Origin of the sequence: Nonomuraea wenchangensis (genome assembly GCF_900111685.1) — a bacterium.
In the GTDB taxonomy this organism is placed as follows: Bacteria; Actinomycetota; Actinomycetes; order Streptosporangiales; family Streptosporangiaceae; genus Nonomuraea; species Nonomuraea wenchangensis.
The window spans coordinates 1-13,592 of record NZ_FOHX01000034.1; the positions used below are offsets into that span (position 1 = coordinate 1).

Below are 13,592 nucleotides of genomic sequence, written 5' to 3' on the forward strand. Positions count from 1 at the left end.
AGCACGACGTTGCGGCCCTTGGGGCCCAAGGTCACCTTGACGGCGTCAGCGAGCTGGTTCATACCGCGCTCGAGACCGCGCCGGGCGTCCTCGTCAAACGCGATCATCTTGGCTGCCATAAGGCTAGACCTCCCAGATGCAGGGTGGCTTGTCCTGGACCGAGCCGACGCCCGCGACGGCCAGGGACTGCATCTCCGTTCGGCAGACCCCATCGTCTCGATCCCGAGTTATTGGCACTCTGCCACACAGAGTGCCAACGACTGTTTAGCACTCTACCCTGCCGAGTGCAAGCGAACGACCTTCTGGAAGGGTCTCCGCGCAGGTCAGCCGATCTGCGTAGGGACGGCGGGCCGCTCACCGTGTGGCCCGCCGTCGATCGACGACTACAGGGGTGGCGGGCTCGTACGGACTGCGCTGCCGTACGGGTCCCGCCGGTGCATACCAGGTGACGTGAATCAGACCGCGCGGACAGACTCGGCCTGCGGTCCCTTCTGGCCCTGCGTGATCTCGAACTCGACCCGCTGGCCCTGCTCGAGAGATCGGTACCCGTCCATGAGTATCGCCGAGTAATGGACGAATACATCCTTTCCACCGTCTACCGCGATGAAGCCGTAGCCCTTGTCCGCGTTGAACCACTTGACGGTGCCCTGCGCCACTTCCGACTCCTCTTACTGGGGCTACGGATCTCGCCCATTCCACCGCGAGACCCGTAATCGTCCGACTTAACGACAAATCAGCCAGACGATCGCCTCGACCATACCTGTGGCAAGGGGTTTGGCAACAGAGTCAATCCGCGAAAGACGCATTTGTTCGCAGCTTGGGTACTTCAACGTTTGAATAGGTCCGAAAAGCAGAAGGCGCCCGCTTGGGGCGCCTTCTCTCGTGTCGTACGGGCACTCAGCCGCCGGCGACCGCCGGGATGATGGAGATCTGCGTGCCCTGCGGGACCGCAGTGTCCAGGCCCTCGGCGAAACGGACGTCCTCTTCCCCCACGTAAACGTTGACAAAACGCCGAATCTTGCCCGATTCATCCAGAATTCTCGCGCCGATCCCCGGGTAGTCGGCGTCGAGCTTGGCGAGCACGTCACGAAGAGTCGCGCCCTCGCCACTCACTTCCGCGTTTCCGCCGGTGTAGGTGCGCAGAATGGTGGGAATCCGCACAGTAACGCTCATGGTTATCTCGCCTTTCCTGGTATGTCAGACAGTCGCGCGGAACGCGTCGAGAGACGGCTTGATCACGGCGGTGGGCCGCGACGACTCGCCGGCGATGGCGTCCAGCGTCTTCAGACCGTCGCCGGTGTTGAGGACCACGGTCTCCGCCTCGGGGTCGAGCCGCCCCGTCTCGACCAGCTTCTTGAGCACGCCCACGGTGACGCCGCCCGCGGTCTCGGCGAAGATGCCCTCGGTCGAGGCCAGCAGCTTGATCGCGGCCACGATCTCGGTGTCGGTGACGTCCTCGACGGCCCCGCCGGTGCGCCGGGCGATGTCCAGCACGTAAGGGCCGTCGGCCGGGTTGCCGATCGCCAGCGACTTCGCGATGGTGTCCGGCTTGACCGGCTGGACGACCTCGTGCCCCGCCTTGTAGGCCGCCGACACCGGCGAGCACCCGGCCGCCTGCGCCCCGAAGACCTTGTAGGGGGTGTCCTCGACCAGGCCCAGGGCGATGAGCTCCTTGAAGCCCTTGTCGATCTTGGTGAGCTGCGAGCCCGAGGCGATCGGGATGACGATCTGCTCCGGCAGCCGCCAGCCGAGCTGCTCGGCGATCTCGTACGCGAGCGTCTTGGAGCCCTCGGCGTAGTAGGGCCGCAGGTTGACGTTGACGAAGCCCCACTTGTCGCCCAGCGGGTCGCCGATCAGCTCGGAGCAGAACCGGTTGACCTCGTCGTAGGTGCCGTCGATGCCGATCAGCTTGCCGCCGAACACCCGGGCCATGGCGATCTTCGCCTCTTCCAGGTCGGCCGGGATGAACACGCAGGCGTCGAGCCCGGCCCGCGCCGCGGCGGCGGTCACCGCGCCCGCGAGGTTGCCGGTGGAGGAGCAGGAGAGCGTGTGGAAGCCGAAGTTGCGCGCCGCCTCGACGGCGATGGCGACCACCCGGTCCTTGAAGGAGTGGGTGGGGTTGCCGGAGTCGTCCTTGACGTGCAGTGACCTGATGCCGAGCGCCCGCCCGAGGTTGCCCGCCCTGACCAGCTTCGTCCAGCCGGGGTTCATGTTGGGCTTGCTCGCCACGTCGGCGGGGACCGGGAGCAGCGAGCGGTAGCGCCAGATGCTGGCCGGGCCCGCGGCGATGTCCTCGCGGGTCACCCGGCCGAACTCGTAGGCCGCTTCGAGCGGACCGAAACACTCCAGACACGCGAAGCTCGGCCCGAGGGGGTAACGGGCGCCGCACTCGCGGCAGGACAGAGCGACGGCAGGACCAAAGTCGTGCGACATGAAGCGAGGCCTTCCCTCATCTTCGCCCACGGCCACCTTGACCGCGAACCGGAATTGGCACCTTGTCCCGGTCGGCCTCGCCAGGTCGCGAGTCGAAAGCCGGGAGGGTTGCCGGGGCTTCGCAGGGCCGGTCCCTCCACCCCTCTGGATGAGCTGTATGAAGTTGTTGCACACGACTCTACCCGCCGAAGTGGCGGGAGCTACCACCTGTCTCAAAGCATGAGACAGCACGTCTCACCGATAGTCGTCTCCCAGCGCCGCCTGGACGTACTTGCGTGCCTGGTGGATGCGCGACTTCGCGGTGCCCAGCGGGATGCCGAGCTGCTCGGCCACCTCGTTGTAGTCGAGCTGCACGATGTCGCGCAGGACCAGCGCCTGCGCGAGATCCGGCTTGTCGGCCTCCAGCGCCTCCATCGCGTCGAGCAGGTCGAGCCGCGAGCCGGCGATCACGCTCACCCGCCGCGCGTCCGGCTTCTGCGTCGGCAGCTCGTCGGAGGTCTGCTCGGCCGCCCTGCGCTTCAGCGACCGGTAGGTGGTGCGCGCGCAGTTGGCCGTGACGATGTGCAGCCAGGTGCTGAACCTGGCCCGCCCCTCGAAACGGCCGATGTTGCGGGCCACCGCGAGCAGGGTGTCCTGCGACGCCTCCTCGGCATCCTGGTGATAAGGCAGGATCCGGGAGCAGTGGCGCATCACATCCGGCTCGATTCTGGCCAGCAACTCGCCGAGCGCGCGATGATCTCCAGCGGCGGCGGATCGGGCGAGTTCCTCGGTTAGCTCATCAAGCGCCATAGCTGGGATCCTATGATCGGAAGGAGCTTCGATGAACAGCGTCCTCGTGGCCTCCAACAGAGGGCCGGTCTCCTTCACCGTCTCCGACGACGGTGTCCTCATCATGAGACGCGGCGGCGGCGGCCTCGTCTCCGGGCTTTCCGGGGTCGCCAAGGACGACGGCGTCCTGTGGGTCTGTGCGGCGCTCTCCGACGACGACCGCAGCGCCGTACGCCTGTCCCCCGGCGGCCGCCTCGACCAGGCCGGCTACGACACCGGGCCGCTGCGCATGCTCGACATCCCGGCCACCACCTTCCACCGCGCCTACAACGCCGTGGCCAACTCCACCCTGTGGTTCGTCAACCACCTGCTCTACGACATCCCCAACGCGCCCAGCTTCGGCATCCGCTTCGCCCGCGAGTGGGAGTCCTACCGCGACTACAACGGCGCCTTCGCGCTCGCCCTCGCCGAGGAGGCCGGGCACGGCGCCCGCGTGATGGTGCAGGACTACCACCTCACGCTCACCCCCGCCATGCTCAGGGCCGAGCGGCCCGACCTGCGCATCGCGCACTTCAGCCACACCCCGTGGGCGCCGCCCGAGTACTTCTCGCTGCTGCCCGACGAGGTGGCCGGCGAGGTCCTGGAGGGCATACTCGGCGCCGACCACGCCGGGTTCCTGGCCGAGCGGTGGGCGGCGGCGTTCATGGACTGCTGCGAGGCGGTGCTCGGGGCGGAGGTCGACCGCGCCGCCCCCAGCGTCACCCACGAGGGCCGCACCACCAGGATCGGCGTCCACAGCCTAGGGGTGGACGGCGCGGCGCTGTGGGAGCGGGCCGGCGAGCCCGACGTCGAGTCGCACATCGCGGCGATCAGGGAGCAGGTCGGCGACCGCCGCCTCATCGTCCGCATCGACCGCACCGAGCTGTCCAAGAACATCGTGCGCGGCCTGGTCGCCTACGGCGAGTTCCTGGCCGCCCATCCCGAGTGGCACGGCCGCGTGGTGCACCTGGCCTTCGCCTACCCCAGCCGGCACGACCTGCCGGAATACCGCGAGTACACCGCCTCGGTGCAGCGCTGCGCCCAGGAGATCGAGAACGAGTTCGCCACCGAGGACTGGGACCCGCTCATCCTCAACGTCCACGACGACTATCCGCGTTCGCTGGCCGCCTACCGGATGGCCGACGTGCTGCTGGTCAACCCGATCCGCGACGGCATGAACCTGGTGGCCAAGGAGGGCCCGGTGCTGTCGCCGCGCTGCGCGCTGGTCCTCTCGCGGGAGGCGGGCGCGGCGGCCGAGCTGGGCCCGTACGCCCTGATGGTCAACCCCTACGACATCAGCGGCACGGCCGCCGCCCTGCACCAGGCGCTGGTCATGCCGGAGGACGAGCGGCGGGCGCGGCGCGACAAGCTGCGCGCCGCGGCCACCGCCCTGCCGCCGCAGAAATGGCTCGCGGCCCAGCTCGACGCCCTCGACTGAGCCGCGGGCCCGCGCTCACCGCCAGTCGGCGTGCTTGAGCGTGTCGGCCAGGCCCGGGGTGTTCCACTGGTCCACGACCAGGATCTTGCTCTTCGGCAGATACCACTCGCGCTGGGTGAAGTGGGCCTTGACCTGGGTGAAGCGGTAGTCCGAGCAGGTGGACTTCCAGGCGTTGTACGCGGCCTTGTGGCCGGGCCCGACCTGGCGCAGCCCCCGCGAGACCTTCGGGCCGATGGTCTCGCCCCACTTGCCGTTGAACGGGCACGGCTGCACGTCGCTCGCCGTGTAGTACGGGTCCTTGCCGGTGTAGGGGCCGAAGCCCTCCGCGCCGTACTTGATGAAGGACGGCCCGAGGATGTAGAAGGAGTCGCACTCCGCCGTCCGCCAGCCCACGGCCCGCCCGCACTTGCCGGTCACGACCTGCATGTTGTCCGGGCCGAAGCGGTGGACCACCCACTGGATCGGGATGTAGAGGGTGAGCCCGGCACGCAGCCTCAGCTCCTGGGCGGGCGCCGCGTGGGCGGGGAAGGCACCGGCGGTGAGGGTGACGGCGGCGGTGGCGGCGACGGCGAGGTAACGCTTGATCATGAGCCCGACTTTAGGGAACCGGACTTGCAGTCCAGTCGTCAACGGCTGAAAGCCGACGCCAGCTCCGACAGCAACGCCAGCACGCCGTCCGGGCCGTCCACCACGATGTCGGCCCGCTCGGCCAGCGCGGCCACCTCCGCCGAACCGCTGCACACGGTCACCCCGGGCAGCCCGGAGGCCCGTACGGCGTCGAAGGCGGCGAGGTCGCCCAGGTCGTCGCCGGCGAACAGCACCGAACGCGCGTCCTGCTCGGCCAGGAACAGGCCGAGCGCGTGCCCCTTGTCCATGCCCGGCGGACGCAGCTCCAGCACCATGCGGCCCGGCTCGACCACCAGCCCGTGCCGCTCGGCGAGCCGGGCCAGCGGCTCGCGCAGCGTGGCCAGCGCGCCCTCCGGGTCGAGGGCGCGGCGGGTGTGCACGGCGACGGCCCGCCCCTTGTCCTCGACGGTCACGCCCTGGACGCCGAGGGAGTCGAGCAGCAGCGGCAGCTCGGCCCGCGCCCGGGGCACGCCGGCCGGCGGGGGCGGCGCGGAGATCCGGCCGTTCTCCCAGCGCTCGAAGCCGTAGTGGCCGAGGATGACCAGCCCGGGAACGTCGGCCAGCCCCGGCCCCAGCTCCAGCGCGGTGGCCGGCGGCCGTCCCGTCACGATGGCCACGGCCCGCACGTGCGCGCCGAGCTCGGCGAGCACCGCGGGCGCCGCGGGGTGGATCACGGCGGTCGCCGGATCGGGCACGATGGGGGACAGGGTCCCGTCGAAGTCCAGCCCGATCACGGCCCCGGCCGGGTCCTTCAGGATTGCTTCAATTCCAGGGATGTTCTCCACGCGGCTGCAGTACCCAGCCGGTCAGGGGCGCATGCCAAGCCTTCTGGCCGCGCGGTCGCGCTGCCGCTCCGCGCGCAACCTGCGAAGCCGCTTGACCAGCATCGGATCGTGCTCAAGCGCCTCCGGACGGTCGATCAACTCGCCCAGCATCTGGTAGTAGCGCGTGGCCGAGAACCCGAAGGTCTCCTTGATGGCCTGCTCCTTCGCGCCGGCGTAGCGCCACCATTGGCGTTCGAAGGCGAGGAGCTCGATGTCGCGTTCGGTGAGTGGTTGTCGGGACGGCTCGTGGGCAGCATCGTCACCGCTGAGGGGTGCTCCCATGGTGTCCTCCTCTGAGGGGACGGGTGACGGTCCCGTCACCCGCACGGCCCGTGGCCAATCGTAATGTGCTGAGCTCCGGCCCTGCGGGAATGTCCCGACTTTCGCCTACGCGGTAGCAGTAAAGCCCCCAGAACGGAACTACTGCCCGTATCGGACTGTTTACCGAACCGTCGGATAGCGGTGGCGGTCGCGTGTCAGAATGCCGGTCAGTTCGAGCGTTCCCCCCTCTCCTCTCGCTCAAGGTCCTCCGTGTCCCAGCTGTCCGCCGTGCCGCTCCCCGCCGTCGTGACCGCGCTCCGTCCGGCGCCCGGACCCGCCGCGCCGGGGCGCCGGCACGCCCGGAGCGTCCCGTCGCCGGCGCTCACGATGGCGATGAACGTTTCGCCCCGATGAGGAGGCTCCTCGCCGCGACGCTGACCGCCTGCTGCGTGCTCACCGTCCCCGCCGCCTCCGTGACCGCCGCCGACGTGACCGCCTCCCACGGCACCAGGGCCGCCGGCGGGAGCGCCGGGATCGGGGCGCTCGCGCGGGCCGGGCAGTGGCAGCTCGACGCGCTGCGCCTGCCCGAGGCCTGGCGGCGCGGCAAGGGCCAGGGAGTCCTGGTCGCCGTGCTCGACACCGGCGTCGACGCCCGCCATCCCGACCTCGCCGGCGCCGTCGTCGAGGGCCCCGACCTCACCGGCGCGGCGCGCGGCGACGGGCCGTGGGGCCACCACGGCACCGCGATGGCCGGCCTGATCGCCGGCCGCGGGCACGGCCCCGGTCACGCCGCCGGCGTCGTCGGCGTCGCGCCCGAGGCCCGCGTCCTGTCCGTACGCGTCACGCTGGAGAACGGCGACCCACGGCGCGAGCAGCAGCCCCAGGGCGGGCACGACGCCCTGGCGCGCGGCATCCGCTACGCCGCCGACCACGGCGCCGGCGTGATCAGCATGTCGCTGGGCGGCGGCAGCGGCACACGGGACGGCTCGGCGGCCGAGGCGGAGGCCGTCCGGTACGCGCTCGGCAGGGGCGCGGTGCTGGTGGCCTCCTCGGGCAACGACGGCGACGGCGTCAACAGGAAGAACTTCCCCGCCGCCTACCCCGGCGTGATCGCCGTCGGCGCGGTGGACCGGCGGCTCCGGGTGGCCCGCTTCTCCAACCGGCAGGACTACCTGTCCGTCGTCGCGCCCGGCACGGAGATCGTCACCGCCGACGGCGCCGGCTCGTACGTGGTGAGCGACGGCACCAGCCCGGCCGCCGCCATCGTGGCAGGCATCGCCGCCCTCGTACGCTCCACCCATCCCGGCCTGTCGCCGTACGAGGTCCGCACAGCCATCGAACAGGGCGCCAGAAGACGCCCACCGGGCGGCCACACCCCCGCCTACGGCCACGGCGTGGCCAACGCCCTACTGGCGCTACGCGCGGCGGACGAGCTGAGCCCGCCCGACGGACCGCGCACCCCCAGCGGGCCCTTCCCCCGCTTCGGGCCAGGGCGGGGCGTGGCCGTTCCCGCGAGGCGGCGGCGCCCCAGGCATTCACCCTAGCAAGCGCTTGTGTGATACTCCGGCTATGACGTACGCGATCGAGGGCTGGTTCGCCGTCGACGCCGACGGCGTCGTGCTGCTCGGCACCCGCTGCGCGGCCTGCGGCACCGTCTGCTTCCCGCCCCGCCGGGGGTCCTGCCCCGACCCGCGCTGCGACGGGACGGACATGGAGGTCACCCGGCTGCCCCGGCGAGGGCGCGTGTGGTCGTACACGAACGCCGTCTACCCGCCGCCCGCGCCCTACGTGGCGGCGCAGCCGTACGTGCCGGTGACCCTGGCGGCGGTCGAGCTCGACGGAGCCGGGATCGTGGTGCTCGGCCAGGTCGCCGGCCTCACCGTGGACGAGCTGGAGGTCGGCATGGAACTGGAGCTCACCGCGGGCCCCCTCGCGGACGGCCCGCTGGTGTGGATGTGGCGACGCGCCCCTGGAGCGGCCTCATGAGCGGCCCGGGAAGCAGCGGCGTCGTGGTGCTGGGCACCGGCATGCACCCCTGGGGCAAACAGGGCCGCCCCTTCGCCGAGTACGGCCTCGCCGCCGCCCGCGCCGCCCTCGCCGACGCCGGCGTCGCCTGGACCGACATCCAGTACCTCGTCGGCGCCGACACCATCAGGAACGGCTACCCGGGCTTCGTCGCCGGCGCCACCTACGCCCAGGCGCTCGGCTGGACGGGGGCCAGGATCGCCTCCTGCTACGCCGCCTGCGCCTCCGGCGCCCAGGCCGTGGACCTGGCCCGCACCAGGATCCTCGCGGGGCTGTGCGATCTCGCCCTGGTCGTCGGCGCCGACTCGACCCCCAAGGGCTTCTTCGCCCCGGTGGGCGGCGATCGCCCCGATGATCCCGACTGGCTGCGGTTCCGGCTGCTCGGCGCCACCAATCCGGCCTATTTCGGCCTGTACGCCCGCCGCAGGATGGCCCTGCACGGCTCGACCCCGTACGACTTCGCCGCCGTCAAGGTCAAGAACGCCCGCGCCGGCGCGCTCAACCCCATGGCCCGCTACCGCAAGACCGTCACCACGGAGGAGGTGCTGGCCTCGCCCATGGTGGCCGATCCGCTGCGGCTGATGGACATCTGCGCCACCTCCGACGGCGGCGCGGCCGTGGTGCTGGCCTCGGAGTCGTACGCCCGCCGGCACGCCGGCGCCCGCGGCCTGGTGCGCCTGGCGGCCGTCTCGACCGTCACGCCGACCTTCCCCAACACGGTCCTGGAGCTGCCGAACTTCGCCACCGACTCCTGGGCCGCCGCCCCGCCGCCCGAGCGGCCCTTCCGCGCGGCCATCGCGTACGCCGCGTACGAGGAGGCCGGCCTCGGCCCCGAGGACCTGTCGCTGGCCGAGGTGTACGACCTGTCCACGGCCCTGGAGCTGGACTGGACCGAGGACGTCGGCCTGTGCCCGCCGGGCGAGGCCGAGAAGCTGCTGCGCGACGGCGCCACGGCGCTCGGCGGCCGGATCCCGGTCAACCCGTCGGGCGGCCTGGCCTCGTTCGGCGAGGCGATCCCCGCCCAGGCCGTCGCCCAGCTCTGCGAGCTGACCGACCAGCTACGCGGCAGGGCCGGCCCCCGGCAGGTCCAGGGGGCGAGGGCCGGGCTGGCGGCCAACCAGGGCCTGTTCGGCCACGGCAGCGCGATGGTCGTGACGCGATGAGACGCGAGAAGGCCCTCCGCGAGGGGAGGGCCTTCTCCGTAGCCGTCAGTTGACGTGGACCACGTCGTGCGTCTCGGCGAAGTGGCAGGCGCTCTCGTGCCCCGTGCCCGGCCGGATCTGCAGCAGCGGCTCCTCCTCGGCGCAGATCTCCTGCGCCTTCCAGCACCGCGTACGGAACCGGCAGCCCGACGGCGGGTTGGCCGGCGACGGCGGGTCGCCCTGGAGGATGATGCGCTCCCGCTGCTCCCGCCCCTCGGGGTCGGGCACCGGCACCGCCGACAGCAGCGCCTGCGTGTACGGGTGCGCGGGCCGGTCGTAGATCTCGGTGTCCTTGCCGAGCTCCACGTACTTGCCCAGGTACATCACCCCGACCCGGTCGGAGATGTGGCGGACCACCGACAGGTCGTGCGCGATGAAGATGTAGGCCAGCCCGAACTCGTTCTGCAGCCGCTCCAGCAGGTTGATGACCTGCGCCTGGATCGACACGTCGAGCGCGGACACCGGCTCGTCGCACACGATGATCTCCGGCTGGAGCGCCAGCCCGCGGGCGATGCCGATGCGCTGCCGCTGGCCGCCGGAGAACTGGTGCGGGTAGCGGTTGATGTGGTCGGGGTTGAGGCCGACCACCTCCAGCAGCTCCTGCACCTTCGTGCGCCGGTCGCCCTTGGGCGCCACCTCGGTGTGGATCTCGTACGGCTCGCCGATGATGTCGCCCACGGTCATGCGGGGGTTCAGCGAGGTGTACGGGTCCTGCATGACCATCTGGATGTTGCGCCGCATGCGCTTGAGCTCGGCGCCCCTGGCCCGGCCGATGTCGCGGCCGTTGATCATGACCGACCCGGACGTGGGCCGCTCCAGCGCCATCAGCACCTTGGCCAGCGTGGACTTGCCGCAGCCGGACTCGCCCACGATGCCCAGCGTCTCGCCCTTGTGCAGGTCGAAGGAGACGCCGTCCACGGCCTTGATCGCGCCGATCTGCCGCTTGAAGAGGATGCCCTGGGTCAGCGGGAAGTGCTTGACCAGGTCACGCACCTCGAGGATCTTCTCACCGATCGCCATCGAGGACCTCCCTCCAGTAGTGGCAGGCGCTGCCGCGCGTGCCGCTGATCTGATGCAGTGGGGGGACGTCGGTCTCGCAGTTGCCCTGCCGGTAAGGGCAGCGCGGGTTGAACGAGCACCCGCTGGGCAGTTCGAGCAGGTTGGGCGGCAGGCCCTTGATCGCGTACAGGTCCTGGCCCTTCTGGTCGACCCTGGGGATCGACTCCAGCAGACCCTTCGTGTACGGGTGGGCGGGCGCCCGGTAGATGTCGTGCACGGGGGCGTTCTCGACGATGCGTCCCGCGTACATGACGGCGATCTTGTCGGCCACGTCCGCCACGACGCCGAGGTCGTGGGTGATCAGGATGAGGCCCATCTGGCTCTCGCGCTGCAGCTCGGCCAGCAGCTCCATGATCTGCGCCTGGACGGTCACGTCGAGCGCCGTGGTCGGCTCGTCGGCGATGAGCACCTCGGGGTCGAGCGCGATCGACATGGCGATCATGATGCGCTGCCGCATGCCGCCTGAGAACTGGTGCGGGTAGTCGTTGACGCGCTGCCTGGCGGCCGGGATGCGGACCCGGTCCATCAGCTCGACCGCCTTCTTCATGGCGTCGCCCTTGGACATGCCCCGGTGCACCCGGAACATCTCGCTGATCTGCCAGCCCACGGTGAAGACCGGGTTGAGCGCGGAGAGCGCGTCCTGGAAGATCATGGCGATGCGCTGGCCGCGCACCTGGGTGCGGGCCTCCTCCGACAGCTTGAGCATGTCGGTGCCCTTGAAGCGGATCTCTCCCTTGGGGATGCTCGCGGGCGGCATGTCCAGAATGCCCATGATCGCCTGCGCGGTCACCGACTTGCCCGAGCCCGACTCGCCCAGCACGGCCAGTGTCTCGCCCGGGTCGACCGTGTAGCTCACGCCGTTCACGGCGCGCACGATCCCCGCCCGGGTGTGGAACTCCACGTGCAGGTTGTCGACGGCGAGCAGCGGTTCGTTGCCGAGTCCTCCCTCGACCGGCAACACGTCCGCTGACGTCCTGCTCACTGTATGGTCCCCCCCTCTACCTGAGCTTCGGGTCGAGCGCGTCGCGTACGGCGTCGCCCAGCATGATGAACGCGAGCACCGTGATGCTCAGGAAGACGGCCGGGAAGATCAGCGGCAACGGCGCCTCCAGGAAGCGGCGCTGCGCGTCGGCGATCATCAGGCCCCACGAGATCTCCGGCGGCTGCACGCCCACGCCCAGGTAGGACAGCGCGGCCTCGGCCGCGATGAACCCGCCCAGGTTGATCGTCGCCACGACGATCACGGGAGCGAGCGCGTTGGGCAGCAGATGCCGGAACATGATCCGGACCGGCCCGGCGCCCAGCGCCCTCGCCGCGACCACGAAGTCCTGCGACTTGGCCGTGATGACCGCCGCTCGCATGATCCGGAACGTCATGGGCCAGCCCAGGATGGTGAGCGCGGCGACCACCAGCCAGATGCCCCACCCGCTGTCGCGGAAGGTCGAGCCGATGAGCAGCGCGCCCAGGATGCTGGGGATCGCGAAGAAGATCTCGGTGATCCGGGAGGCCACGCTGTCCACGCCGCCGCCGAAGAACCCGGCGATCAGCCCCATGAGGCCGCCGATCAACGCGGCGAAGACGGTCGTGCTGATGCCGATGACCAGCGAGTTCGCCGCGCCGTAGATGGTGCGGGCGTACAGGTCGCAGCCCAGGTTGTCGCGGCCGAACGGATGGCCGGTGCTGGGCCCCTGACGGGCGGTGGCCAGCTCGCAGGTGCGGGCGTTGAACGGGTCCACCGAGCTGAACAGCGACGGCCAGAGGGCCATCAGCGCCAGCACCGCGATGATGCAGAGCGAGATGATGAAGATCGGCCGCCGGCGCAGGTCGTGCCAGGCGTCGGACCACAGGCTGGCCGGCTTGGCCGCCTTCTCCTTCTTCTGGGGCTTCGGTACGGGGGTCTCCTCGGGCGCGATGACGGGGCCGCCCGGTCGAATGTCACTCATAGCGGATCCTCGGGTCGAGCACTGCGTACATCACGTCCACGGCCAGGTTGGCCAAGATGTAGATCAGGACCAGGATGGTCACGATGCCGACCACTACTGGCTGTTCCCTGAGATACACCGACATGAAGAGCTGGTTGCCGATGCCCGGCAGGTTGAAGATTCTCTCGGTGATGACCGCTCCGCCCATGAGGTTGCCGAGGTCGGCGCCCAAGAACGTGACGAGCGGGATCAACGCGTTGCGCAGGCCGTGCCTGGCGACGACCCGCCGCCGGGGCAGACCCTTGGCGGTGGCCGTCCTGATGTAGTCGGCGCGCAGCGTCTCGGCCAGGCTGGTCCTGGTCAACCGGGTCAGGTACGCGATCGACACGCCGGCGAGCACGAAGCCGGGCAGCAGATAACTGCGGAAGCCCTCGGTGATGCCCGCGATCGGGAAGATGTCGAGCCCCGTCCACAGCTTGAGCCGTACGCCGAGCAGGAACTGCAGGACGAAGCCGGACACGAGGGTCGGCACCGAGATCAGCAGCAGCGTCGAGGCGAGGATCATGGTGTCGATGGCCTTGCCGCGCTTGAGGGCCGCCCAAAGGCCCAGACCCACGCCGATGAGGGCCTCGATGACGAGCGCGGTGATCGCCAGGTTGAGCGTCACCTGGAACTTGCCCGCCATGATCTGGGAAACGGGCACGTCGGCGAAGGTGACGCCGAAGTCCGCCCGGAAAATCACGCCGCTGATGTAGTACCAGTACTGGAGCAACAGCGGATCATTGAGGTGGTACTGCTCGCGCAGGATCGCGACGATGTTGGGATCCGCCCGTTTCTCGCCCGCCAGCGCCGCGATGGGATCGCCGGGCAGCGCGAAGACGATGGCGAAGATGAGCAGGGTGGCACCCAACAACACGGGGATCGACTGGAGCAGACGCCTGATGATGTAACGGCCCATATAAGCCTCCCGTACACGCGAAGAAGGCCACCCCCC

15 protein-coding genes and 1 riboswitch are annotated in these 13,592 nt (G+C 70.3%); of the genes, 4 read left to right on the plus strand and 11 right to left on the minus strand.

The features are described 5' to 3' along the window. Positions 1–455: 455 nt before the first annotated feature. The 4 genes from BMW85_RS47690 to BMW85_RS47705 form a co-directional block, all read right to left on the minus strand. Positions 456–656 (minus strand): cold-shock protein, encoded by a 201-nt coding sequence (locus BMW85_RS47690; RefSeq protein WP_020546479.1) that lies wholly within the window; start codon positions 654–656, stop codon positions 456–458. 241 nt (positions 657–897) lie between these two features. After that, positions 898–1,173: a MoaD/ThiS family protein gene (locus tag BMW85_RS47695; RefSeq protein WP_091094397.1), complete on the minus strand. Its 276-nt coding sequence runs from the start codon at positions 1,171–1,173 to the stop codon at positions 898–900. A gap of 24 nt (positions 1,174–1,197) precedes the next feature. Further along, positions 1,198–2,433: a threonine synthase gene (thrC, locus tag BMW85_RS47700; protein WP_091094398.1), complete on the minus strand. Its 1,236-nt coding sequence runs from the start codon at positions 2,431–2,433 to the stop codon at positions 1,198–1,200. A 13-nt stretch (positions 2,434–2,446) separates the two neighbouring features. After that, positions 2,447–2,588, minus strand: a riboswitch (SAM riboswitch). Between the two features lie 79 nt (positions 2,589–2,667). After that, positions 2,668–3,222, minus strand: coding sequence for an RNA polymerase sigma factor (locus BMW85_RS47705; protein ID WP_091094399.1), 555 nt, complete (start codon positions 3,220–3,222; stop codon positions 2,668–2,670). Positions 3,223–3,253: 31 nt separating this feature from the next. Here BMW85_RS47705 and BMW85_RS47710 point away from each other — a divergent pair, with 31 nt between their 5' ends. Continuing rightward, entirely contained in the window at positions 3,254–4,678 is a 1,425-nt protein-coding gene (locus BMW85_RS47710) for an alpha,alpha-trehalose-phosphate synthase (UDP-forming) (RefSeq protein ID WP_091094400.1), read from the plus strand. A 15-nt stretch (positions 4,679–4,693) separates the two neighbouring features. On the opposite strand, the gene BMW85_RS47715 is transcribed toward BMW85_RS47710, so the two are convergent. The 3 genes from BMW85_RS47715 to BMW85_RS47725 are packed head-to-tail and all read right to left on the minus strand — an operon-like array spanning position 4,694 to position 6,411. Beyond that, on the minus strand, positions 4,694–5,266 hold the full coding sequence (locus tag BMW85_RS47715) for a hypothetical protein (RefSeq protein WP_091094401.1): 573 nt from the start codon (positions 5,264–5,266) through the stop codon (positions 4,694–4,696). 38 nt (positions 5,267–5,304) lie between these two features. Next, positions 5,305–6,090, minus strand: coding sequence for a trehalose-phosphatase (gene otsB, locus BMW85_RS47720; RefSeq protein ID WP_218156269.1), 786 nt, complete (start codon positions 6,088–6,090; stop codon positions 5,305–5,307). A gap of 21 nt (positions 6,091–6,111) precedes the next feature. Next, entirely contained in the window at positions 6,112–6,411 is a 300-nt protein-coding gene (locus tag BMW85_RS47725; protein WP_091094403.1) for a DUF3263 domain-containing protein, read from the minus strand. A 389-nt stretch (positions 6,412–6,800) separates the two neighbouring features. On the opposite strand from BMW85_RS47725, the gene BMW85_RS47730 reads away from it, so the two are divergent. The 3 genes from BMW85_RS47730 to BMW85_RS47740 are packed head-to-tail and all read left to right on the plus strand — an operon-like array spanning position 6,801 to position 9,578. Then, positions 6,801–7,934, plus strand: a complete 1,134-nt coding sequence (locus BMW85_RS47730) for a S8 family serine peptidase (RefSeq protein ID WP_091094404.1) — start codon at positions 6,801–6,803, stop codon at positions 7,932–7,934. 25 nt (positions 7,935–7,959) lie between these two features. Next, a complete protein-coding gene (locus BMW85_RS47735; RefSeq protein ID WP_091094405.1) occupies positions 7,960–8,376 on the plus strand; it encodes a Zn-ribbon domain-containing OB-fold protein in 417 nt (138 codons plus the stop codon). After that, positions 8,373–9,578 (plus strand): lipid-transfer protein, encoded by a 1,206-nt coding sequence (locus tag BMW85_RS47740; protein WP_091094406.1) that lies wholly within the window; start codon positions 8,373–8,375, stop codon positions 9,576–9,578. The genes BMW85_RS47735 and BMW85_RS47740 overlap by 4 nt, the downstream gene beginning before the upstream one ends. 45 nt (positions 9,579–9,623) lie before the next feature. On the opposite strand, the gene BMW85_RS47745 is transcribed toward BMW85_RS47740, so the two are convergent. The 4 genes from BMW85_RS47745 to BMW85_RS47760 are packed head-to-tail and all read right to left on the minus strand — an operon-like array spanning position 9,624 to position 13,556. Beyond that, the gene (locus BMW85_RS47745) at positions 9,624–10,637 is read right to left on the minus strand and encodes an ABC transporter ATP-binding protein (protein WP_091094407.1); all 1,014 of its coding nucleotides are present in this window, start codon (positions 10,635–10,637) and stop codon (positions 9,624–9,626) included. Further along, positions 10,624–11,658 carry an ABC transporter ATP-binding protein gene (locus BMW85_RS47750; RefSeq protein ID WP_091094408.1) on the minus strand — a complete coding sequence of 345 codons (1,035 nt, stop codon included), beginning with the start codon at positions 11,656–11,658 and terminating at the stop codon, positions 10,624–10,626. Before BMW85_RS47750 ends, BMW85_RS47745 begins: the two co-directional genes overlap by 14 nt. Positions 11,659–11,674: 16 nt before the next feature. Then, the gene (locus BMW85_RS47755) at positions 11,675–12,619 is read right to left on the minus strand and encodes an ABC transporter permease (protein ID WP_091094409.1); all 945 of its coding nucleotides are present in this window, start codon (positions 12,617–12,619) and stop codon (positions 11,675–11,677) included. Beyond that, the gene (locus BMW85_RS47760; protein ID WP_091094410.1) at positions 12,612–13,556 is read right to left on the minus strand and encodes an ABC transporter permease; all 945 of its coding nucleotides are present in this window, start codon (positions 13,554–13,556) and stop codon (positions 12,612–12,614) included. Before BMW85_RS47760 ends, BMW85_RS47755 begins: the two co-directional genes overlap by 8 nt. Positions 13,557–13,592 lie beyond the last annotated feature (36 nt).